Source organism: Agilicoccus flavus (genome assembly GCF_014857905.1).
Classification (GTDB): Bacteria; Actinomycetota; Actinomycetes; order Actinomycetales; family Dermatophilaceae; genus Agilicoccus; species Agilicoccus flavus.
On the sequence record NZ_JACYXE010000002.1, the window covers coordinates 62,327 to 84,502 of the forward strand.

General features: G+C 73.9%; 17 protein-coding genes. 4 read left to right on the top strand and 13 right to left on the bottom strand.

Annotated features, from left to right (window positions below; genetic code table 11):
• Positions 1 to 123 precede the first annotated feature (123 nt).
• The 4 genes from ICW24_RS03860 to ICW24_RS03875 form a co-directional block, all read right to left on the bottom strand.
• Entirely contained in the window at positions 124 to 2,754 is a 2,631-nt protein-coding gene (locus tag ICW24_RS03860; RefSeq protein ID WP_226344397.1) for a glycosyltransferase family 4 protein, read from the bottom strand.
• Entirely contained in the window at positions 2,751 to 4,298 is a 1,548-nt protein-coding gene (locus ICW24_RS19610) for an O-antigen ligase family protein (RefSeq protein WP_226344398.1), read from the bottom strand. The genes ICW24_RS03860 and ICW24_RS19610 overlap by 4 nt, the downstream gene beginning before the upstream one ends.
• Before the next feature lie 67 nt (positions 4,299 to 4,365).
• Entirely contained in the window at positions 4,366 to 5,208 is an 843-nt protein-coding gene (locus ICW24_RS03870; protein ID WP_226344399.1) for a hypothetical protein, read from the bottom strand.
• Positions 5,205 to 6,599 (bottom strand): glycosyltransferase, encoded by a 1,395-nt coding sequence (locus ICW24_RS03875; RefSeq protein WP_226344400.1) that lies wholly within the window; start codon positions 6,597 to 6,599, stop codon positions 5,205 to 5,207. The genes ICW24_RS03870 and ICW24_RS03875 overlap by 4 nt, the downstream gene beginning before the upstream one ends.
• 230 nt (positions 6,600 to 6,829) lie before the next feature.
• Between ICW24_RS03875 and ICW24_RS03880 the strand changes: the two genes are divergently transcribed.
• Together ICW24_RS03880 and ICW24_RS03885 are read left to right on the top strand one after the other, a co-directional pair.
• Positions 6,830 to 7,426 carry an acyltransferase gene (locus ICW24_RS03880; protein WP_226344401.1) on the top strand — a complete coding sequence of 199 codons (597 nt, stop codon included), beginning with the start codon at positions 6,830 to 6,832 and terminating at the stop codon, positions 7,424 to 7,426.
• A 78-nt stretch (positions 7,427 to 7,504) separates the two neighbouring features.
• Positions 7,505 to 8,728 (top strand): glycosyl hydrolase, encoded by a 1,224-nt coding sequence (locus ICW24_RS03885; protein WP_226344402.1) that lies wholly within the window; start codon positions 7,505 to 7,507, stop codon positions 8,726 to 8,728.
• A gap of 94 nt (positions 8,729 to 8,822) precedes the next feature.
• Here the strand turns inward: ICW24_RS03885 and ICW24_RS03890 are convergent, their stop codons facing one another.
• From ICW24_RS03890 to ICW24_RS03900, 3 genes are read right to left on the bottom strand one after another with little or no spacing between them, the layout of a single operon-like run.
• Positions 8,823 to 9,902, bottom strand: coding sequence for a glycosyltransferase (locus ICW24_RS03890; RefSeq protein WP_226344403.1), 1,080 nt, complete (start codon positions 9,900 to 9,902; stop codon positions 8,823 to 8,825).
• Positions 9,903 to 9,916: 14 nt separating this feature from the next.
• A complete protein-coding gene (locus ICW24_RS03895; RefSeq protein ID WP_226344404.1) occupies positions 9,917 to 11,320 on the bottom strand; it encodes a hypothetical protein in 1,404 nt (467 codons plus the stop codon).
• On the bottom strand, positions 11,289 to 12,428 hold the full coding sequence (locus tag ICW24_RS03900) for a YveK family protein (RefSeq protein ID WP_226344405.1): 1,140 nt from the start codon (positions 12,426 to 12,428) through the stop codon (positions 11,289 to 11,291). The genes ICW24_RS03895 and ICW24_RS03900 overlap by 32 nt, the downstream gene beginning before the upstream one ends.
• Positions 12,429 to 12,792: 364 nt before the next feature.
• On the opposite strand from ICW24_RS03900, the gene ICW24_RS03905 reads away from it, so the two are divergent.
• Positions 12,793 to 14,052: a glycosyltransferase gene (locus ICW24_RS03905; protein ID WP_226344406.1), complete on the top strand. Its 1,260-nt coding sequence runs from the start codon at positions 12,793 to 12,795 to the stop codon at positions 14,050 to 14,052.
• Positions 14,049 to 15,539: a lipopolysaccharide biosynthesis protein gene (locus ICW24_RS03910; protein ID WP_226344407.1), complete on the top strand. Its 1,491-nt coding sequence runs from the start codon at positions 14,049 to 14,051 to the stop codon at positions 15,537 to 15,539. The genes ICW24_RS03905 and ICW24_RS03910 overlap by 4 nt, the downstream gene beginning before the upstream one ends.
• On the opposite strand, the gene ICW24_RS03915 is transcribed toward ICW24_RS03910, so the two are convergent.
• The 6 genes from ICW24_RS03915 to ICW24_RS03940 are packed head-to-tail and all read right to left on the bottom strand — an operon-like array spanning position 15,520 to position 22,098.
• Entirely contained in the window at positions 15,520 to 16,752 is a 1,233-nt protein-coding gene (locus ICW24_RS03915; protein WP_226344408.1) for a glycosyltransferase, read from the bottom strand. The genes ICW24_RS03910 and ICW24_RS03915 overlap by 20 nt on opposite strands.
• The gene (gene wecB / locus ICW24_RS03920) at positions 16,739 to 17,881 is read right to left on the bottom strand and encodes a non-hydrolyzing UDP-N-acetylglucosamine 2-epimerase (protein WP_226344409.1); all 1,143 of its coding nucleotides are present in this window, start codon (positions 17,879 to 17,881) and stop codon (positions 16,739 to 16,741) included. Before wecB ends, ICW24_RS03915 begins: the two co-directional genes overlap by 14 nt.
• Complete coding sequence (locus ICW24_RS03925) at positions 17,878 to 18,546, bottom strand: GNAT family N-acetyltransferase (protein WP_226344410.1); 669 nt, start codon at positions 18,544 to 18,546, stop codon at positions 17,878 to 17,880. Before ICW24_RS03925 ends, wecB begins: the two co-directional genes overlap by 4 nt.
• Positions 18,543 to 19,739: a polysaccharide biosynthesis C-terminal domain-containing protein gene (locus tag ICW24_RS03930; RefSeq protein WP_226344411.1), complete on the bottom strand. Its 1,197-nt coding sequence runs from the start codon at positions 19,737 to 19,739 to the stop codon at positions 18,543 to 18,545. The genes ICW24_RS03925 and ICW24_RS03930 overlap by 4 nt, the downstream gene beginning before the upstream one ends.
• Positions 19,736 to 20,785: a polysaccharide biosynthesis protein gene (locus tag ICW24_RS03935; protein WP_226344412.1), complete on the bottom strand. Its 1,050-nt coding sequence runs from the start codon at positions 20,783 to 20,785 to the stop codon at positions 19,736 to 19,738. The genes ICW24_RS03930 and ICW24_RS03935 overlap by 4 nt, the downstream gene beginning before the upstream one ends.
• Positions 20,782 to 22,098 carry a glycosyltransferase family 4 protein gene (locus ICW24_RS03940; protein WP_226344413.1) on the bottom strand — a complete coding sequence of 439 codons (1,317 nt, stop codon included), beginning with the start codon at positions 22,096 to 22,098 and terminating at the stop codon, positions 20,782 to 20,784. The genes ICW24_RS03935 and ICW24_RS03940 overlap by 4 nt, the downstream gene beginning before the upstream one ends.
• Between the last annotated feature and the right edge of the window lie 78 nt (positions 22,099 to 22,176).

A 22,176-nucleotide genomic window follows, 5' to 3' on the forward strand; every position in this document is an offset into this window, starting at 1 on the left:
CGCGAACGACCGGGCGGGTACGTCGATCGGGTGCTCGACCCGGCCCGAATGGTTCGTCGGCGCGGCAGAGGCGCGCCGACCCGCACCGTCGGGCCGGGAGCCGCCCGGAGTCGTGGCCCCGGGTCAGTCGCCGCGCAGACGCAGGTGCTCGGCGAGCACGCGCGCGCTGAGCCGGCCGTCGTGGACGGCCCCGGCGAACTCGCGCCCGGCGTGGGCGGCGGCGCGCAGCGCGTCGCGGTCCGCGGCGAGGCGGCGCAGCTCGTCGGCGAGGGTGTCGGGGGAGGCCTCGACGATGGGGAGCGGGCCGGCGCCCTCCGCCCGGGCCGCGGCGTCGGCGACGCCCCGCACCCGCTCGGTGACGTGCCCGATGACGGCCCGCCCGGCGGCCATGCCCTGGACGGCCATGACCCCGTAGCTGCCGAGCGCGAACTGGTCGAGGACGATGTCGGCGTCGGCGACCAGGGCCGGCATCTCCTCCGGGGGGACCCCCTCGACGCGGCGGTAGTCGATGACCCCGGCGTCCGCGAGCGCCTGCGCCGTCTCGTCGGCCCGCGCGGACCCCTTGAGCGAGGCCCGGCTCGGCGCGTGGAGCACGACGGGCCGCTCGCCCGTGCCGACCTCGCGATCGGAGCGCCACACCGCGGCGTCGACGCACACCGGCAGCCAGATCGACCCCTCGACGTCGTCGAGCAGATCGGGCGTGGAGACGAACACGGGCCCCGCCCCGGAGGCGGCGAATTCGACGAACTTCGGGGCGAGGGCGTCGAACTGCCGCTGGAGGCGGGCCGTGAGCTCCTCGTCGGGGTCGGTGAAGGGCGACCACGGAGTCGTCGTCGCGTGCCGGGCCGGGTTGCGGGCCTCGGAGCCGTGCAGGAGCAGGCCGACGCGGATGCCGACGCGGCGCATGACCTCGGCGTCCCCGGAGAAGTCGCCGCCGTGGCGGACGCCGAACAGGGGGCGACCGGCCTCGAGCAGGGCGTGGGTCCACTCGGCGAGGGCGCGGGACTCGAACGCCTGGCCCCAGGCCGGGTCGCGGCGGTACGTGGCGACGGGCACGACCTCGTCGGCCGGGAAGAGCAGTGGCAGGTCGCGGTCCACGACCATGACCTGGGTGCGGACCCCGGGCACGTTCGCCTCGACCGCCTTGGCCCACGCCCACGCCTGCCCGGCCATGTTCGCCGGCCCGATCCCGACGACCGACGGCCGGTCGGTGCGCTCGACCGGCTGCTCGGTGAGTCCGTCGAGCGTGGACGACGCCGCGGGCTCGACGATCCCGTCGGGGTCGCGCAGGAGCCGGCGGTAGAAGTCGCGCAGATTCTTCTCCTGGTGCGGCCACGAGTACGGCTCGAGCAGGCCGGGGGAGTCGGCGATGGTCCGGCGGATCTGCGACGCGCGGTCGAGGACGTCGCGCAGCGCGGCCGCGAACGAGTCCGGGTCGTCGGCCGTGTGGACCCCACCCAGGCCGTGCCGGGACACGAACTCGGCCTGCGCCTTGCAGTCGCTGACGAGCACCGGCAGCCCCGCGTAGGTGTACTCGAAGAGCTTGTTGGCGAGCGCCACCTCGTGGCTGCCGAAGTGCCGCAGCGGGATGATGCCGACGTCGGCCGAGGCGACGAAGCTCGACACCTGGTCCGGGGGGACCGGGTCGAGCAGGTGGAGGCGGTCGGCGACGCCGAGCTGCGCGGCCTTCTCGGCCAGGAGAGTGGCCGGCGTCACCTTGTGGTGGGGCACGCACACGACGGCCAGGTGGACGCCGTCGAGCTGCGGCAGGGCCTCGACGGCGGTGTCGATGCCGCGCGCCACCGTCACGCCGCCGCTGTAGACCATGAGCGGCACGTCGGGCGCCAGGCCGCAGGCCTCGCGGATGCCGACCTCGATGTCGCGGGTCGCGTCGCCGAGGACGGGGCTGTTCATCACCACGGTGGGGGTGTCGGGGAGGCGGTAGCGGCGCTGCAGCTCGACCGCGAGCGGCTCGGTGACGGTGACGACGCCCGAGGCGCCCCGCACGTACTCCTGCTCGAGGTCCAGGTAGGCGGCCACCTTCCGCTTCGTGCGCGGCGGGTACACCGACAGCCCGGCGACGAACTCGTGCGCGTCGTAGACCCAGCGCGCGTCGGCGTCGCCCGGGCCGCCCCGGGCTCGGCGGCGCGCCACGGCGCGGGTCGCGACGCCGACGAGGTGGACGTCGTGCGCGTGGATGACGTCCCAGTCGAGTTCGTCGATCGCGGGCCCGAACGCCAGCTCGTAGTCGTCGATCTCGGGGATGATCCGCCGCCAGCTCGCGCCCGTGTCCTGCCCGGCGAGCCACGTCTCGAAGTCGGACCGCCACGCCGTCTCGCGTCGGGCGATGCCGGAGCCGTACCGCTGCCGCACGGCCGCGACCTTGGCGGAGGCGCGGCCGACGACCGCGCGCGCCCGGCGCCCGCGCCCGCCGAGCTGCTCGGCCTCCCGAGCCCGGAGCCCGGCCTCGAGGGCGGCGAGGCGGCGGCCGCGCTGGTCGAGCGCGCCGTGGAAGAGACGCCGCTCCCGCGCCGCGCGCTGCCGCGCCCACATCCGGTCCCGCAGCCGCCACGCCACCGGCACCCGGACGATCCGCACGGGCCCGAGGTGAGACTCCTCCCGCGCGCCCGAACTGGCGTAGCCGAGGATCGTCACGTCGACCCCACCGTCGGCGAGCGCGAGCGCCGTCTTGAGCACGCGGGTGTCGTGGCGAATGTCGTTGCCGACCATCATGAGTACGCGGTGAGCCGTCACGGGCGAAACCCTATCGGGGACACGTCCTCGCGGCGGCGAGCGCGGCGATGACGGCTCGGCTCGCGCTCGTCGGGGCCGTCGTCGGGGGCGGACGAGGCAGTGCCCGGGGACGGATGCTTCTGCGAGCGGGACCGGGCCGAGGGGCCACCGGGCTCGGTCCCGAATCTGCCCCCGTGACCGGAGGCCGCCCAGGATGCTGCCGCTGCCGCCGCCGCGAGGGCGAGCCACCACGTCTGGTGGGGGAGCGCGGAGCTGGCGCTGAGGCCGAACGCCGCGAACGCCGCGCACTGACCGGTCGCCTCCGCGAGGTCGACTCGGGTCGTCTCCGCGGATGTGCCGACGCGGCCGCGCTCGCGCCACGCCGTTCGGGCGACGGTGGCGGCGACCGTGGCGAGCACGAGCGCGAAGGCGGCACCGACGACGACTCCGTATTGCGTGACGAGCTCGACGAAGGCGTTGTGCAGGTTGGTCAGCTTGATGACGTTCGCGTCGGGGTCCGCGTACAGCAGGGGCTCGAAGGATCCGGCTCCGGAACCCAGCCAGCTCGACTCGCGAAGATACCGCCAGGCCGCCGTGATGAGGCCGGCTCGTAGCGAGTCGGAGCGTGCTGTCTCGGGGTCGAACGCGCCGAGCAGGAGGCGGCGCAGCGGGTTGCGCGACACTCCGGGCGCGAAGAGGAGGGCGAGGAGAACGACCGCTCCGGCGACGAGGACCGCTGTCGCAGCCCCACGATGCGCCGAGGCGACGTCGCGCAGACGCCGCCCGCCCAGCCGGCCCCGCAGCAACCGCCATCCCTCGAGTGCGAACACGAGAGCGAGGGCCGCGAGCCCCGACCGGCTGCCCGTGAGGAAGACGACGACCCCACCCGCGGCGACGAGCGCGAGCAGCGCCGCCCGTGTCGGTCGCGACGCCCGGGCGGCGAGCGCGAGGGTTCCGGCGACCATGGCCACGAGCGCGCCCGCGAAGTTGTTCGGGTTCTGATAGGTGCCCACGGCCATGAGGGCGTCACCGAACGGCCACGGATGGGCCGCGTCGATCCACAGGTGCCGCCGGGTCGTCAGCTCCCAGGCCGCGATCACCACCGAGAGCGCCAGCCCGAGGCACCAGCCACGGCGCAGGCCATGCAGCCCCGCGCGGTCCCCGGTCGCCAGGATCAAGGCCGTACACGCGAGGATTCCGCTGCTCGCGAGGGCCAGGAGCTCCCGGTCGCCGACGACCGGATCCGGGGTGGCTGCGCGGGCGACGGGACTCCACGCCGCGAGGACGACCCAGAACCCCAGGAACGCCCAGGCCAGCGCGGCCGATGTGCGGGCCCGACCTCGACGGCCCCGCCAGGTCGCCAGAGTGCGGGACCCCGCGATGAGCAGGGCCAGCGCCCCCACCCCGATATACGTCGGCCAGAGGGCCCCCATACGTGACAACGGCACCGAAACGAGCCCTCCGGCCACGATCACCGGCACGAGCGCGGTGGTCAGCACCCCGGGCGGACTCGGGAGCTGCCTTCGGCCGCGGCTCGGGGGCGCCTGCGGCGCAGTGGAATCCACCCGTCCGAGGGTAGCCGCGCGACCACCTCCGAAGGGGAGGCCCGCCGGGATGCCCGGGGCTGCTCGATCAGTCGCTGCGCCGCGCGTCGAGGGCGCGGATGCCCGCGGGGAACCCGACGACGACGGCGGGTCCGTCGATGCGGTGCGCGAGCACCCAGGCGGCCCGCTGCGAGCGCGAGTCCATCGGCATGACGAGGTCGGCGCCGCGGAACACCTCGGCCGCCATGTCGGAGCGGGCGACCGAGAGGGCGAACTGGGTGGCGATCCCGTCGGACGTCGCGCCCATGAGCGTCTGGGCCACGCGGGCCGGGCGGCTGTCGCTCGCGCGGACGCGCCGCTTGACGCCCCGGTAGCCGTTGCGGGCGGTGATGCGGACGCGGTTGGCCCGCCACAGCGCCGCCTTGCGCAGCCGGGTGGGGTGGTAGACGGGCAGCGTCGTGGCGCGGGCCCGCACGGACCCGGCGACGGCCTCGTCGAACTCCTCGTCGCCCGCGAACGCCTCGGGATCCAGGGCGTCGCTCCCGAGCACGGTCTCCGGCATCTGCTCGGCGAGGTCGGCCTCGCCGAGGGAGGAGTCGGCCTCGCCGCTGACCGCGTCGCTCTCCTGCGCCTGCTTCTCGGCGGCGCTGTCCTTCGGCGGCAGCTTCGCGTCCTCGCGGCGCATGGCCGAGGAGTCGATGTCGGCGTCGTGGAACAGGTCGTAGGCCGTCTCGCTCCGGCGGGGCTCCTTGCGGCGCGGGTCGAGGCGCGGCCCGAAGACCAGGTGCTCGACGACCGGCAGGGGCTCCCGGGGGGGCTGCCAGCTCAGCAGCGAGACGCTGTCGTCGCCGCGCAGCTCGAGCTTGGTGCGCCATCCCTCGATGACGCCGCGGTGGTTGCCGCGGCCCGTGTCCATGAACACGACCTTCACGCCGACTCCTTCGGGCTGGTCCTCGTGCCGGTGATGCCGTCGCGCAGCGCCTCGATGCGGGGGGCGAGCTGCAGCTCGCGCGAGTAGCGCCGGGCGAACTCGCGGCAGGCCTCGCGGGTGGCCGGGTCGGCCTCGCGGGCCGCGACCGCGGCGGCCTCCAGGGCGGTGGCGATCGACTCGGGCTCGAGGTCGGCCACCGGGAACCACAGCGGGTACTCGCGCAGGACGTCGGTCGCGGCGTTGCCCGGGTCGTGCACCGCGACGATCGGCAGCGCCGACGCGGCGTACTCGAAGACCTTGCCGCTCGTCACGTACTTCCCGGCGCCGAGGATGAGCAGGCACGCGTCGAACGAGGCGTAGGTGGACTGCACCTTGGCCTTGGGGACCGGTCCCTCGTAGCTGAGACCGTCGGGCCGGAAGGCGTCGACGAGGGTGAGGAGCACGTGGCTCGGCGCCGAGTAGAAGCCGAGGTAGCCCCACAGCTGGGCGCGGGCCCCGGCGAGGGCCTCGTGGCGCCCGCGGGCGAGCCGCCAGCCCTCCGCGAACTCCGCGAGCGGCACCTTCGCGGACGCCGTGCCGATGTACCCGAACGTCAGCGGGGCGTCGGCGGCGGCCGGCTCGACCGAGGGGAGCGGGGCGAACTCCGGGTCGTAGCCGTTGGCGACGACGTGCATCCGGTCGGCGAGGTGGGGGTGCCGGCGCTGGTGCCAGGCGCGGATGGGCTCGTTGACGAACCACACCTCGCGGGCCGAGTTGAGCAGCCGCTTCTCGAGCTGGTCGACGCGGCCGCCCTGCTCGTGCAGGAACGAGCCGTCGAAGACGTCGAGCATCCACGCGTCGCGGTAGTCCATGACGTAGGGGACGCCGTGACGGCGGTGGAGGACGTCGGCGGCCATGAAGTCGACGTTCGGGTTGGCGCTGGCGACGACGAGGTCGACGGGGCGGCGCCGGTGGATGTCGAGCGCGGCCGCCTCGAGGGGCTCGCGCCACGGGCCGTACCCGTTCTCGGGGAAGTTCTTCGTGTCGTTGCGCAGCTGCCGCTTGCGCCACAGCTTCGGGGCGAACGCCCGCAGGGCCGGCCACTTGCGGATGTTCGTCTCCATGGCCGGCCACGAGAAGGGCAGCCGGACGATCTCGATGTCGGGGTGGATCTTGTCCTCGAGGGAGAAGTCGGCGCCCGTGAACTCGATGAACGTCTCGCGCTCGGCCGTCAGCACCGTGACCCGGCAGCCGGCCTCCGCGAACCCGTTGGCCGTGGCCAGGGCCCGGTAGACGCCGCCGCCGCGGGAGGGCGGGTAGCCCCAGGCGACGTAGAGGACGTGCGGTGGGTCGGTCGCGGGGTCGGTGACCGCCTCGACTCCTCCGGGCGGTGCACCCGGTTCGCTCGACATTCGGAACATCCTCCTCGGGCGCGGGGCGCGGCAGACGGGGCCCGGTCACCGTACCGCACGGGGGAGTCCGCGCCGCTCGACGCGCGGACCGCCCGACGCGCCGCGCCCCGGAGCGCGCGGGTCGGCGGCATAGGCTGGCGGCCGAGCACGACGACCCGCGATGACCACGAGGACCGCCGCCGTCGGCCGGCCGCGTGAGTCCATCGCCCCGCCACCGTCAGGAGACCGACATGCCCGTCCGCATCCAGCCCAGCGCCGACGTCTCGCCCGACGCCCGGATCGGCGAAGGATCCAGCGTCTGGCACCTCGCGCAGGTGCGCGAGCAGGCCGTGCTCGGCGAGAACTGCATCGTCGGGCGGGGGGCCTACGTGGGCACCGGGGTCCGCATGGGCGACAACTGCAAACTGCAGAACTACGCCCTCGTGTACGAGCCGGCGGTCCTCGAGGACGGCGTGTTCGTCGGCCCGGCCGTCGTCTTCACCAACGACCACTACCCGCGGTCCGTCGCCCCCGACGGCAGCCTCAAGCGCGGCGACGACTGGGAGGCCGTCGGCGTCACGTGCCGCCAGGGCTCCTCGATCGGGGCCCGTGCGGTGTGCGTCGCGCCGGTGACGATCGGCGCCTGGGCCCTCGTCGCCGCCGGGTCCGTCGTCACGAAGGACGTGCCCGACTACGCGCTCGTCGCCGGGGTCCCGGCGCGGCGCCTGCGCTGGGTCGGGCGGGCCGGCGAGCCCCTGGAGGACACCGGCGACGGCACGTGGCGCTGCCCGCGCACCGGCGAGACGTACCGGGAGGACGGCGAGCGCCTCGTGCGCGACGGCGACTGACGACCCGTCGCGATCGCCGCCGCGCGTGATCCTTGCGCGCGGGGGTGATGCAGGCGCGTTCACGGCCGATGGGGGAGCGTGAGCTCCTCGCGCATCCGCCCTCGTCGCGCCGCCCCCGTGGTGGCGCTCGCCCTGGCCGCCGCCACCGCCCTGGGGGGCCTCGGCCCCGTGACCTCCGCCGCCGCCGGTCCGGCGTTCACCGTCCCGGCGGCCACGGCGGCCACGGCGCCCGCCACGGCGGTCGTGCCCCGCTCGGCCCCGGCCGCGGCCCCGGCGACCGCCCTCACCGCCCCGGTGCTCGCCACCGCCGCGGGCCCCCTCGCCGCCCTCGCCGCCCCGGCCACCGCGCCGGCCGCGCCCGCGGCGAGCACCCGCACGACGGCGAAGACCCGCATCCTCGGGGCGAACCGCAGCAAGACGCGCTGGTTCTCGGGCGTGTGGACCGGCGGGTACATGTCGGGGGCGCGCGCGGAGGCCTTCGGCCGCTGGCGCGGCACGCCGACCGACGCGGTGACCACCTATCCCGAGTACGACACGTGGGCGACCATGCTCGACTCCGAGTGGCACGTCGCGACGTTCGACTCCTTCACGGGCCGCCTCGTCTACGGCCTGCCGATGCTCCCCCGCCGCGGCGGCGGCAGCCTCGCCGACGTCGCGAAGGGCCGCTACGACCGGGTGTGGCGCAAGATCGCCACCGACCTCGTGCGGCACCGGCGCGGGAACGCGATCGTGCGGATCGGCTTCGAGGGCAACGGCGACTGGTTCCGGCACGGCGGGACGGCCGCCACGGCCGCGACGTACCGCGCCGCGTTCCGCCGGGTCGCGACGACGATGACGCGGACCGCGCCGCGCCTCGTCATCGACTTCGACATCACCTGCGGCTACTCGATGCCGGGGTCGCGGCACCGTCTCGACAGCCTGACGAAGCTGTACCCCGGCGACGACGTCGTCGACGTGGTCGGCTGCGACGTGTACGACGAGATCCCCACCCGGGCCCGGAACGCGCGGGAGTGGGCGCGGGCGCTGCGGCCGGCCGGCTCGCCGGGCCTGGCCGACGTCGCCGCGTTCGCGCGCGCCCACCGCAAGGGCATGACGATCCCGGAGTGGGGGGTCGCCACCCGCGGCCGCAGCGGCTACGGCGACAACCCGTACTTCGTCGCCGCGATGCGCGCCTGGATGCGGCACCACACCGACGTCCTCGTGCTCGAGAACTACTTCAACGACACCGACGCGCACATCCGCAGCGACATCTGGGGCGGGCAGAACCCGCGCTCCGCGGCCGAGTACCGCCGCCAGTGGTGACACCGGCCCCGGCGGGCGCGCTCGCCCCCTGATCGACGACGACGCCCCGCCACCGGGATCGGTGGCGGGGCGTCGTCGTGCGGGTCGGCCCGGGTCAGCGCGTGCGCGTGTCGCCGCTCGCGGTGCGGGGGGTCCGGCCGAACACGTATCCCTCGATGAAGCCCAGGCCCCAGCCGTAGTGCATCGCCGCGAACGAGGCGGGCAGGGTGGGCAGGTCGGTCGGGGCCGACCGGTCGCGCTCCGACCAGGCCTTGGCGGTCGCGACGCCGAGCCCGAGCACGTACGGCGAGTAGGCCGCGGCCGCGAACCGCGGGAACCGCAGACCCAGCAGCGCGAGGCCGGCCGTGCCCACGACGGCGACCGGGGCCGCCAGGTGACGCGGGCGGATGGCGGCGCGCCCGTTCTTGCGGGCCATCGCCGCCTTGCCGCGCCCGTAGCGGCGGTACTGCCGGGCCAGCTCCGCCGCGGTCCGGCGCACGTGCCAGTCGATGTGCATCGCCGGCTCGAACCCGAGGGTCGCGCCCGTGGCGAGGATGCGGTGGTCGAAGTCGACGTCCTCGTTGACGAGGAGCGTCTCGTCCCAGCCCCCGACGCCGCGGGCCACGTCGGTGCGGTACACGCCGAACGACGCGTGGTCTGTGAGTTGGTAGCTCGTGCCGAAGTGGTTGATCGAGTCGCCGACCCCGAACGGGCTCGACAGGGCGAGCGCGACGGCGCGGCCCGTGGCCGAGTCGCTCACGCCGCGGCGCAGGCCGCCGACGCCGGCCAGCGCGGCGTCGCGGCGCAGGTGGGCGACGCCCCGGGCGAGGTAGTCGGGGCTCACCGTCGCGTGCGCGTCGATGCGGCCCACGAACTCTCCTCGCGCCGCGGCCAGGCCGACGTTGAGGGCCGCCGGGATCGTCACCTGCGGGTTGTCGAGGAGACGGACCCGGGGGTCCTCCTGCGCGAGGCGCGTGACGATCGCCGCCGTCGCATCGCTGGAGCGGCCGTCGACGACGAGCACCTCGACGTCGACGTCGGCCTGCTCCAGCGCCGAGCGGACGGCCCCCTCGATCGAGGCCTCCTCGTTGAGGGCGGGCATGATGACGCTGACGAGGCCGGGCGTCGTCTCCGGCGCCGACTGCTCGGCCGGGGTGGTCGGCGTGGACTCCGCCGGGGTCACGGGCGTGGTCATGGTGTCCTTCCGGGTCAGGAGGGGACGTGGCGGCGCGCGGCGCGCCGGGGGCGGAGCCGCTTGAGCAGGCCCGGCGGGGGTTCCCGCCGCTGCGGGCCGGTCCCGTTCGGCCGGTCGCCGCGCAGGGCCGGGGCGAAGAGCGTGACCAGCAGGTACGCCGGCACCATGAGCGGCTGGGCGGGCGGCTGGATGATCGCCATGGAGGCGAGCACCGTCATGCCCAGGGCCGGCTCCGGGGAGCGCACGTAGCTGACGACGAAGACGAGGAAGAGCAGGGCGCCGACGACGAGGCCGTAGTCGTAGAAGACCTTGCCGATCGTCGGTACGACGAGCCCCCGGACACCCGACCCCCCGACGATGAGGTGCGAGGAGCCCGCACCGCCGCCGAAGAGCACGCGTGGCCAGTCCTCGATCCAGCGCGGCCACAGGTACACGTACGGCTCGAACGTGCGCAGCGCGGTGGACGAGTTGGAGCTCGAGCCCTCCGAGAGCCGGGTCCAGATCTGTTGCCCGACCTGCGTCGGTGCGGCGATGAACCCGAGGATGACCGCGGGGACGAGGTAAGGACGCAGGAGGCGACCCTGGCGGCACAGCACCATGACGACGACGCCCGCGAGGACGATAGCGAAGCCCGACCCGCCGACGGTGACGATCATGCCGGCCGCCATCCACGCGATCTTCCACACGCTCGCGCTCGTGAGCAGGCCCGCCATGATGCACATGCCGAGCGTGAACGACATGAACGACGGTTCGAGCGCGACCCAGCCGTTGGACTTGTACAGCGGGCTGTCGTAGAAGATCGGGTAGGAGATGACGAAGTCCTGGACCAGGAGGTCCGAGGGCAGCGCCTCACCGAGGTAGTCGCGGTACGGCAGCCCCGCCACCTGCGAGGCGAAGAAGAACACCGACAGCGAGGCGATCCACACCCCGATCGTCGTGATCGCCCGCAGCGCGCGGTTGAACGTCTCCCGGCTCCGGTCGGCGAACATGAAGCACATCGGCACCCAGATGACCATCCAGAAGGCCCAGCTGCCGGGGCTGATGTACAGCTGGTCGACCCAGAGGATCTGGGGGACGACCATGAACGCCGCGGCGCCGGCCGCGAAGACCCACAGCGACATGCGCCGGGGTTCGATGACCAGGACCTTGGCCCGCCACGCGAAGACGAGCCACGCGAGGGTGATCGGGACGGTCAGGGGGATCGAGATCCCCGGCAGCGAGATGCGCTGCAGGAGGAAGTTGAGGACGTAGAGCCACGCGATCCACGGGACGGGATCGGGCCCGCGACGAGCCGCGGTGCGCTCGACCCGCCCCCGCACGGAGAGGTTCTCCGTGGGGGCGAGCGTGGCGCGGCTGGTCAGGGGGTCGGCCCGGTCGGTGCCGACGTCAGTTGTCGACGACGACGTAAGTGCGGTCACCGAACTGGGGTGCGTGCTCGTCGAGCCACTCGAACCGGGTCTTGTGCGGGCGCACCAGGACCATGAGAACCGAGCGGGGGTCGCGGGCGACGCGCTTGACGATCGCCCCGGACAGCGGCGTCTGCAGCACGGTGACCGTGTGCCCGCCGCGAGGGACGTCGGCGCCGAACTGGGCCACGTCCTCGGTGATCGCCGTGTCGCGCCCGGCGGCGTGGACGCCCGAGGTGACGGGGTCGACGAGACCGCGGACGGCGCCCGCCGGCACCCGCACACCCGAGAGGACGATGCGGTCGGCGGAACCGGCCTCCATGCTCATGATGGCGGGCACGTCGCGCGCCGGGATGAACTCGATGTCGGGGTAGAGGCGACGCATCTCGCGCAGCGAGCCCATGCGGCCGCGGCGGCCGCCGAAGAGCAGCGCGAGGGCGATGCCGAGCAGGGCGCCACCGATGAGGCCCATGCCGGCGAGCAGCACCGGGGACGTCGAGCTCACCTGGGAGGCGTCGGCGCGCTGGAGCAGCGAGAGCTGACGCGACTGCACCAGCAGGTTGCCCTGGGTGTCGGCGAGCTGGCCGCCGAGCCGGAGGACGCGCTGCGCCTCGGCCTCGGGGTCGGCGAGCTTGGCCGCGCCGATGAGCCTCTCGGTGCTCGCCGTCACGGCGTTGAGCTCGTTCTGCAGGCGCCCCGCGCTGACGCCCACGCCGGCCTCGGCGATGGCGTTCGCGTCGGCGACCGCGACCTTGGCGTCGGGGTCGGTCACGACGACCGACAGGATCGACGAGTTCGAGACGTTCGTGATCTTGGTCCGGGCGCGCAGGACGGCCTCCGGCACGTTGCGCTTGGCGGCGGCGGCGGCGAACACCTCGTGGGTGTCGAGTTCGGCCATCGCGCTCTGCGCCTGCTGCGTCGTGGCGTCGGGGTTCTCTCCCGAGCTCTGCACCCGCAGCATCGCCTGGGCGGTGCTCGGGGTGCGGGCCCCGGCCACACCGCCGATCAACGCCCCGATCAGCGCGAGCACGGTGGGCACCCACCACCACCGACGCAACGTCTCGCCCAGCGACCGCCCCCACGGGTCGATATTGGTCTCGGCCTGATTGGCCACTGTCATCCCCCTCGTTCGTGCAGCTTCGGCGGTCGATGTCGTCCCGCCGAGTCAACCTCCCCCACTTTAGCGAACTTTGGCGGCCGTCCAACTTGGAGCTGGACGGTCGTATGAGTCCGCGGGCGTCGAAGATGCGGTCGCGTGGGCCGTGACGTCGTCTCCCCGCGTCGGCGACCACCTACGGCGACAACGGAACCGGTCGAGGACCGGCATCGGCGGTCGCGCCGGGCACATGCCGGCCCCGGATGTATCCATGGGGGAAAGCAGGGGGTGACCGTGGCCCGTCACCGCCTTCCGGACGTCGCGGACGAGCGCGGATACCCTGGCCGAAGTCGTAACCCCGTGATCGACCATGAGGACACCCCCCACCGTGCGCATCCTGATGCTGACCAACAGCTATCCGACGCGCCACAGCCCGAGCGGGGCGGCCTACATCACGTCGCGCATCGATGCGTTCGCCTCGCTGGGCGACTCCGGCGCCCCGGTCGACCTGACGGCCCTGGCCCTGCGGCCCGTCCAGCCATGGTGGCTCGACGTCGTCCGTCGTGTCGTGCGGGCGACGCCCGGAGCCGGCCTGGCCCTCGCCGACGAGGAGCGTTACGGCGAGGTGCGCGTCTCGTGGGGCGTCGCCGACGTCGTCCGCGGAAGGCGCGGACGCCGGCCCGAGGGTGCGGTGCGCTCCGCGGTGCAGGGGGTCCTGGCGCATCCCGCCGTCGCCCGGGCCCGATCGGGCGAGGAACAGCCCTTCGACGTGGTGCACGCGCACGGCATGTACACGATGCCGGCGGGGGAGGTCGCTCGTCGGGTGGCGGCCGAGCTGGGGGTCCCGTTCGTCGTCTCCCTGCACGGGAGCGACGTCGAGGTCGCAGCCCGCGCCGACCCCGAGGCGGCCGCCGCGACGCTTCGACAGGCCGCCGCGACGACGTACGTGAGCGACGCCCTGCGCCGGACCGCCACCGGCCTGGGGCTGCCGACCGCGACGGCCACCGTCATTTCGAACGGCGTCGACCTCGCCCGCTTCCGTCCGCCCGCCGACGACTCTTGCGTCGACCCGGGACGACGGCCCGGGACGGCCGGGTCCCCCGTCCGCATCCTCTTCGCCGGGAACCTCCTCCCGGTCAAGGGCGCCGACCGTCTCCCGGCTCTCGTCGGCGCGATCGAGAGCCTCGGAGGGGAGGCGGACCTCACGGTGGCGGGAGACGGACCCCTGCGAACTTCCCTGACGTCCCGACTGCCGCGCGCCCGCTTCACCGGACGGGTGCCGCAGGACGAGCTCGCGCGCCTCATGCGCTCCGCCGACGTGCTCGTGGCCCCCAGCCGGTCGGAGGGTTGGGGCTGCGTCGTCACCGAGGCGTACGCCAGCGGGACGCCGGCGGTGGCCTTCGGGGTGGGTGGTCTCCCCGAGGCGCTGCTCGGCTCCGACGGACTCGTCCCGCCGCCGGGCTCGCAGGAGTCGGACGATCCGGACGCCGAGGCGGCCGCGATCGTCCGTTTCGCCCGCGCCGTCCTGGACGTGGCCGCCGCGCCGCCCACCGCGGACGCCATGGCGGCCCATGTCCGGCCCCACGGATGGGCCGACGTCGCCCGCGCCGAGCTGGACGTCCTGCGCGCGGCTGTCGGGCCGGCGTGAGTCACGACGCGCCGCGGGCGGGCCGACCGTGGCTCCTCGACCTCGAGGCGCCACCGTCGGCGTCGCTCGCCTCCAGAGGGGTCACGAGCTTCGTCGGTCTCGCCGCCCAGGGTCTCATCCGGCTCGCGGTCGGCGTCGCGGTCGGCCGCTTGGCCGGTTCGGCGGCGCTCGGGGTCGTCGCGGCCGGACTCGCGACGGCGCAGTTCCTCATCCTGCTCGGCCCGACGACCAGCGGTCAGGCGGCCTCTCGCTTCATCGCGCGGGCCCGCGGCCGGGACGACGCCGGAGAGGTCCACTCGGCGGCCGCCCACCTGGCCCGCCGTGTCGCCGGCGCCACCCTCGGACTCGCCGTGGTGGCGTTCGTCGTCGTCGTGGCACGCGGGCAGGGAGCCTCGGGTGCGGCGTGTGTCGCCGCACTGCTCGTGGGGTTGGCCGGGCAGCAGTTCACGCGCGGGGTCCATTACGGCGTCGGGGCCGTCGGGCGCGTGGTGCTCCTCGATGTCGTGCTCAGTTCGCTGGGGTTCATCGGCCTCGTCGCGGCACTGCAGGCCGGCGTGCGGGGTCTGACGCTGCTCCTTCCGCTCGCCGTGGCCTACCTGGTGCTCACCCTCCTGTGCTGGCCCTTCGCCGCTCGGACCGACGTGTCGGTCGACGACAGGCGGGCGCTGCGGGGTGAGATCGACCGCTTCGTCGTGCTCGGTTCGCTGGGCACCCTGGCCAGCGCGGGCCTGGTCCAGCTCTCGATCCTCGTGACGGCCCGGCTGGGCGCGACCGCGGCCGGCGAGTACGCCGCGGCCTCGAACCTCGCCATGCCGCTGACCCTCGTCTCGGGCGCGCTCGCCCTGGTCCTGTATCCGGCCATGTCGGAAGCGGTGGGACACGGCGACGACGCGACAGTGGCGGCGCAGCTCGACCGGGGCGTCCGCGGCATCCTCCTGCTCGTGACCCCCGTCGCAGCCGGTCTGGCCCTGCTCTCCGACGTCGTCGTGGGGCTCGTCTACGGCGCCGGTTTCACCAGGGCGGCCGCGGGCGGCGGCGCCGCCGGTGACGTGCTGGCCGTCCTCGTGCTCGCCGTGCTCGCCGCGATGGTGGCGGTCCCGTGTGTCAACGCGCTGACCAGCGCCGATGAGCGCGGTATCGCGGAGATGGCTGCCGCCAGCGGCGTGGGCCTGCTCGTCGCGGGCGCGGGATGGGTTCTCGCGCTCGGCCGCGGGGACGTGCGCGTCGTCGCCTACGCCTACGCGGCGGGAGTCATCACGACCGCCGCGTACGCGATCGCCCGGGCGGCCAGACGATGGCACCCCCGGTGGATGCGGCCACTGCTCGGCGCGGCGGCGATGGCTGCCGCGGTCCCGCTCGTCCGGCAATCGAGCGACGAACCCGTCGCCCGTGCCCTCGCCGCCGTCGCGCTCGCCGCGGCGTGGGCGGCGCTGCTGGCGCCCGAATGCCGGCTCGTCCTGTCCCTCCTCAGACGCCGCGGCCGGTAGAGGGTCGCGCGCGCCCGGTGTCGATCGGGTGCGGCATCAGGTCGAATACCGATGCGTGGTTCCGGCCGGCCTGCCACGCGTCGTAGGCGTCGGCGACGCGTGCGCGCTCGGCCCGGCGCTCGTCGGGCGATCGACGCGCCCGGTCCTGCAGCGCCCGAGCCCAGTCGGCCGGTTCCCGGGAGCCCACGACCTCGCCGCCGCCGGAGCGAAGGACCGGCGACCACGGCGTCGTGTCGGGCAGCAGGACGGGGCACCCCACCGACAGGGCCTCGGCGATCGTGTGGCCGAAGTTCTCGTGCGCCGTGGGGAACGCGAAGACATCGGCGGAGGAGAACAGGGAGCGGACGCGGTCGCTGCGGACCGCGCCGGCGATGTCGACGCGATGCCCGGCGGTTCGGGCCGTCTCGGCGAGTCGTTCGCAGCGCGCGAGGTACGCGGCGTCCGGGGCGGCGCCGATGACGTCGATCCGGGTGGGCGTCGACACGCCCGAGAGCGCCTCGAGCAGCACGTCCACGCCCTTCTTGTCGGCGACCCGGCCTACGTAGACGATCCGCAGGCGGCCGTCGTCGGCTGTGGGGATCGGCGCACGCGTCGCCAGCTCGGGCAGCTCCACCTCGTTCTCGTGCACGACGATCTGCGCGCCGGGGACCACGCCCGCGATCTCGTCCGCTTCCAGGTTCGTGGACGCGTGCCACGTGACGCCCCGGAACAGACCGAGGAGACGCGCCGCGACGAGGAAGACGCGTTTCTTGTCCGGGCGGAGCGCGAGGGCTCCGCTGCCGAACTCGCCCCGGGGGGCGAGCAGGACCTGGCCGGGCCGCCACCCGAGCCGACGCGCCGCGAGTGGTGCGATCGTCGTCCAGGTCGGGAAGACGCCGTTGAGGTAGAGGACATCGGGTCGCAGGCGACCGACCGCGCGCCACGTGCGCCACCAGGAGGCCGCAGAGCCGGCGCGGGCGTACCAGACCTGCGCTCGGCCGACGGGTGTCCAGCGTTCCGTGGGGACGGGAAGCGGTTGGCGCTCACCCCAGTCGTGGTCTCCGGTTACGACGTGGACGTCGAGCCGGTCGCCGTGCCGGGCCACCATCGCGGCCACCGTCCGGATCGGGCCCCCGCCCCGGTACGCGGGCAGGTAGGCGGGTAACGCGGCCACCACCCGCAGTCGTCGGTCCGTGCCGCCCCTGGCGCCGGTCGGGTCGCTATCGCAACCCATGCCACGCCTCGTGGCGTCGGTGGGTCGAGAGGATGAATCGCACGGCCCGGCGCGAGCAGTCCGCGATGGCGTAGTCGGCCGGGAGGGTGACGTCGGTGCGGCCGTCGGGGCCTGTACCCGCGACCGCGTCGCGGACCGCCTCGACGACGTTCTCGGGATCGAGGCCCGTCATGACGATGGCGCCCGCGTCCAACGCCTCGGGACGTTCGATCGCGTCCCGCATCGTCACGGCCGGGAACCGCAACAGGCTGGACTCCTCGCTGATCGTGCCGCTGTCGGAGAGCACGCACAGGGCGTCCTGCTGGAGTCGCACGTAGTCGATGAACCCCAGCGGGGGATGGAAGGTGATGCCGGACAGGTCGAGGTCCCCGCCGCCCGGGCGGGAGGCGAGCAGGTCGAGGCGCTTGCGGGTGCGGGGGTGTGTGGACACGAGCACGGGGACCTCGAAGGCGTCGCGGGCGGCGACGAGGCAGCGCAGCAGAGCGGACAGGCGCGTCGGATCGTCGACGTTCTCCTCACGGTGGGCACTGACGAGGAGGTATCCCCGCGGGGCCAGGCCCAGGTCCGCCGGGGCGGAGCTCTCCGCGAACGCCACGGCGTGATGGTCGAGCACCTCACGCATCGGCGACCCCGTGAGGAGGATCCGTCTCGGATGCAGCCCCTCCGCGAGGAGGTTGCGGCGGGCGTGCTCGGTGTAGACGAGATTGAAGTCGGCGACGTGGTCGACGAGGCGGCGGTTCGTCTCCTCGGGGACGTTCTCGTCGAAGCAGCGGTTGCCGGCTTCCATGTGATAGACGGGAATCCGCATCCGCTTGGCCATGATGGCGGCGACGCAGCTGTTCGTGTCGCCGAGGACGAGGACGGCGTCGGGCCGCTCCGACGCGAGGACCGCCTCTGCCTTGATGAGGGTCTCCCCGAGGACGTGCCCCAGCGTCGAGGTGTCGACGGAGAGGAAGTGGTCGGGACGCCGGATGCCCAGCTCGTCGAAGAAGATGCCGTTGAGCTCGTAGTCGTAGTTCTGACCGGTGTGCACGAGCACGTGCTCCACCTCGGCGTCCAGCCGGTTCATCACGCGGGACAGACGGATGATCTCCGGCCGCGTTCCCACGATGGTCATCACCTTGGTCACGGCCGGTCCCCGCCCCCGGCGTCGTGGCCGGTCGTGTCGAGATCCTTGACGTAGCGGTTCATGCGTCGCCCCTCGGGGGTCACGTACTGCGACTCCAACGTCCAGCCGTGCCGCTGATGATGGCGGTTGACCGCGTCGTTGTCGTCGCGGTCGGTGGTCAGATAGGCCCGCTCCGCACCCATCCGGCGCGCGGTGGCCGACCACTCGCTCGAGAGTCGGGAACCGACACCGCGGCTGCCGCCGTCGGGATCGACGCACATCGACGCGAACAGGGCCGCGTCCGGGATCTCGGCCGGCGCGTCACCGCGGTAGCCGACCGCACGCACGAGGCGGGGCACCGCGCGCGGATTCCGGATCGCGCCCCGCGCCCCGGCCCAGGCGAAGCCCCACCAACGACGGCGCAGCAGCCGCCCGTAGAACGACCCCGGTCGGGTCGTGCCCACCGCGACGCCGAGCACTTCTCCCGAGGTGTCCCGGGCGACGACGGCAACCGCGGACGGGTCGCGGAGAAACGCCCGGTAGAACTCGCGGAGGAAGGGTTCGCCGAGCTCGGCGAGGAAGAACCCCGAGAACGCCCGCCGGTGGATCGACGCGCACCGGGCCACGTCACCCGCGCGGAGCGGACCCAGGGTGATCTGCGGAGCGGCCGGTGGGGGAGAGATCATCGTTCCTCCTGGATCATGGGGCCGCCGGACGCTCGGCGATCCTCGAGGTCCCGCCCTGTGAGCACCGGGAGCGGGTAGGTGTCCGGATGCTCGGGGTCGAAGAGCTCGTTGGTCCAGAAGGACGTCACCAGGGGCTCCGTACCGATGTTCGTGATGCTGTGGGTCCACAGAGTGGGCATGTCGACGACCGCGGGCTCGCGACCGTCGACCTCGAATTCGAGAACCTCGTCGTGGAGGACACGGCGCAGTCGGATCAGTCCGCGACCCGCCACGACCTGGAATCGCTCGATCTTGTGCAGGTGGACGTGATCCCCCCGGGTGCATCCGGGGTTCGTCGTCGACAGAAAGGCCTGGCCGCTCCCGCCGTGCACCCGCACGGTCTCGACGAGCGTTCCGCGCTCGTCCTGCCGCGGGGCCGGCCGGAAAGGGTACGCCGCAGGCCACATCGCTGCTCGGAGCGTGTTGAAGAGGGCCACGTCGAACCCGCCGGTCAAGGCGGGGATCTCGCCGACGGGGGCGTAGACGTCGTGCATCTCGCGCAGGCGGCGGGCGACGTCGGAGATGCGCGTCGGGCGTCCCGGTTGGGTGATCGTCCCGGTGGCACGCCGGCCCGCTGCACCGAACATCCGCTGGACCGCCTCGCCGACGTGCAGCAGCGGCACCTCGCGGTCGCTCTGGACGCGGGGTTCCTCCCCTCGTGCCACGCGGTGGGCGAACGTGGCGACGAACGAGTTGTAGTCGGGCCGTCCGTGTTCCCCGAAGAGCCCCGGGAACCTCAGATCGGCCGCACTCGCCCCGGGCGTGCGGTCCGCCCAGGCCGACAGCTCGGCACCGGCGGCCCGTTTGCCGCGCGCGTACGGCGTGTCGCGGGCGGGGTGGTCGTCGTCCGCCTGGCTGCTCCCGGCCACGACGACGGCCGGCGCGGGGCCGGGGTTCTCGTCGAGGGCGGCGACGAGGCGGCGCGCGAGGTCGATGTTGCCCGCGAATACCTCGTCGCCGTTGCCGCGGTTGAGGCCGGCGCAGTGCAGGACGACCTCCGCGCCCCGGACGGCCCGCGCGAGCGCGTCCGGCGTGAAGGTGGCCCGGGTGACCGGGACGACGTCGATGTCCTCGCCGTCCACCTGACGGGCCAGCAGGCGAGCCCGCGTGTGCCAGCCGAGGAAGCCGTCGCCGCCGGTCACGACCACCTTCACGACCCGGACCCCCCGAATTCGGGCAGGGTGCGCAGCAGCGCGACGGTCGCATCGACGTCGAGGCGGGTCGTGTTCTCCGAGGTGTAGTCCGACTCCACCGACGCGCGCGGGTCGCCCTCCTCGAAGTATTTCGAATACTGCATCGACCTGGCGTCGACGGGGACGCGGAAGTAGTCCCCCTCGTCGTCGGCGGTGGCCATCTCCTCCCGGGAGAGCAGGGTCTCGTGCCGTTTCTCCCCGTGGCGGGTCCCGATGACCTCGACGGGGTGGTCGGGCACACCGCGGACGACGGCCACGGCCCGGGCCAGCGTCTCCATCGTCGCGGCGGGAGCCTTGCGGACGAAGAGGTCGCCCGGGCCCGCGTGCGTGAAGGCGTGGTCGACGAGGGCGACAGACTCACCGAGGCTCATGAGGAAGCGGGTCATCGTCGGGTCGGTGACGGTCAACGGCCGCCCCGCGGCGATCTGGGCGACGAACAGCGGGATCACCGACCCGCGCGAATACATGACGTTGCCGTATCGGGTGACGGACACGACGGTGCGTGACTGCGGGTGTTGGCGCGCGAACGCCTGGGCCGTCTTCTCCATGAGCGCCTTGCTCATCCCCATCGCGTTGACCGGCTGGACGGCTTTGTCGGTGCTCAGGCAGACGACGGAGCGGACGCCGGCCACGTGCGCGGCCTCGATGACGTTGTGGCTGCCCACGACGTTCGTCTTCACCGCCTGCTGCGGGAAGAACTCGCAGCTCGGTACCTGTTTGAGGGCGGCGGCGTGGAAGACGTGATCGACCCCCACGAGTGCGGACCGGACGCTGTCGGGGTCGCGCACGTCGCCGAGGAAGAAGCGGAGGCGGGGGTCGGCGAACGCGAGCCGCATCTCGTGCTGTTTGGCCTCGTCCCGAGACAGGACGTGTACGGCGGCGACGTCACGGTCCCGGAGCAGGTGGCGGGCCATCGTGGACCCGAACGAACCCGTGCCACCCGTGATGGCGACCCGGGCGCCGGACAGATCGGTGGAGGCGGGCGGCTGTTCCGGCGCCGTGGTCATCGTTCCTCCCTCGTCCGTCGTACGGCGGTCAACAGGGACTCGGCCCTGTCGACGGCGCGGGTGACGGAGAACGTCTCCTCGTAGTAGCGGCGTGCGGCGCGGCCCCGCGAGCGCAGCGGCGCACGCCCACCATCGCACAGGGCGCGCAGGATGCCGGACAGGCCGTCGACGTCGGCAGCCGGCGCGCTCCACCCCGCTCCGGAGTCGGCGACGACGTCACGCACGTCACCGTCGGCGCAGACGACGAGGGCGCGGGACGCCGCCATCGTCGCTTGGGTCTTGCTGGGCATCGTGACCTCGGCCCCCGGACCGGGGGAGAGGCCGACGTACCCGGCGTCGGCGCCGGCCAACAGGGTCGGCATCAGTGAGGTGGGGACGCGGCCCACGAACTCGGCGGGCGCCCGACCCGCGCCTCTCGAGGATCGCCCGAGGGACCGGCTGAGCGAACGCAGCTCGTCCTCGTGGGTGCCCGAGCCCGCGACGACGACGCGCAGGCGGGGGTCGTCGACGCGGGCCGCCGCGCGCACCAGGGTGTCGAGCCCCTGCGCCGCCCCGAGAGCACCTGCGTACAACAGCAGCACCGCGTCGTCGGGGACACCCAGCGACCGGCGCCAGGCGAGGCCCGCCGTCTCCGTCTGCGGACCCGGGGGCCGGAAGGTCGTCTCGTCCGCCCACATCGGGGCGTAGGCCAGCTTGCGGTCCGGGACACCGCGAGATCGCAGCACGTCCCCGACACCCGGCGAGATGTAGCTGACCGCCCCGGAGGCGGCGTACATGGCGCGGCACCATGCGTGCAGGCCCGCGTCCGCCGCCCGCGCCCCGGCGGCGACAGGAGCTGCGGAGCCGGCGGTGCGGCCGATGAGGTCGAATCCACTCACGGCGAGCGTGTCGGGCCAAAGGTCGCCCACGTGACACACGAGGGGGACACCGAGCGCGTAACGGGCGGCCCACATGGTGGGGGCCACGGTGACGGGCGAGTAGTTGACCCAGAGGGCGTCTAGGCCCGCAAGGACGCCGATCCCGCTGACCAGCGAGCTCGCGCCGAAGGAAGCGTAGTTCGTCAGACGTCGGACGGGGGAGGCGTCGTGACTCGGGTAGAGCGCCACCCGTGTGATGTCCACGCCGTCCACGCGCTCGTCGAGCCGGCGGCGCAACCGGTACCCGTCGGCCAGCACCCCGCTCGGGTAATTGGGGAACCCGGTCAGGACGCGGACCTCGTGCCCGCGGTCCACGAGACCTCGGGCGAGGACCCCCGGCAGGGCCGCAGGCCCGGGCTCCGGGTCGAACCACTGCGTCAGCAACCCAACCCGCACGCCTCCGCCTCTCCGGTCGTCTCCGACCGTGCCCCGAGCTGTTGCGACGCGTCACCGTGGACCCGCCGGCCCCGCGCC

What these genes read in the sequence shown, in the direction of transcription:
- ICW24_RS03875 (WP_226344400.1), bottom strand. Translation starts at nt 6,599, where the DNA reads ATGTCGAGCGAACCGGGTGCACCGCCCGGAGGAGTCGAGGCGGTCACC.
- ICW24_RS03880 (WP_226344401.1), top strand. Translation starts at nt 6,830, where the DNA reads ATGCCCGTCCGCATCCAGCCCAGCGCCGACGTCTCGCCCGACGCCCGG.
- ICW24_RS03890 (WP_226344403.1), bottom strand. Translation starts at nt 9,902, where the DNA reads ATGACCACGCCCGTGACCCCGGCGGAGTCCACGCCGACCACCCCGGCC.
- ICW24_RS03900 (WP_226344405.1), bottom strand. Translation starts at nt 12,428, where the DNA reads ATGACAGTGGCCAATCAGGCCGAGACCAATATCGACCCGTGGGGGCGG.
- ICW24_RS03915 (WP_226344408.1), bottom strand. Translation starts at nt 16,752, where the DNA reads ATGGGTTGCGATAGCGACCCGACCGGCGCCAGGGGCGGCACGGACCGA.
- ICW24_RS03925 (WP_226344410.1), bottom strand. Translation starts at nt 18,546, where the DNA reads ATGATCTCTCCCCCACCGGCCGCTCCGCAGATCACCCTGGGTCCGCTC.
- ICW24_RS03935 (WP_226344412.1), bottom strand. Translation starts at nt 20,785, where the DNA reads ATGACCACGGCGCCGGAACAGCCGCCCGCCTCCACCGATCTGTCCGGC.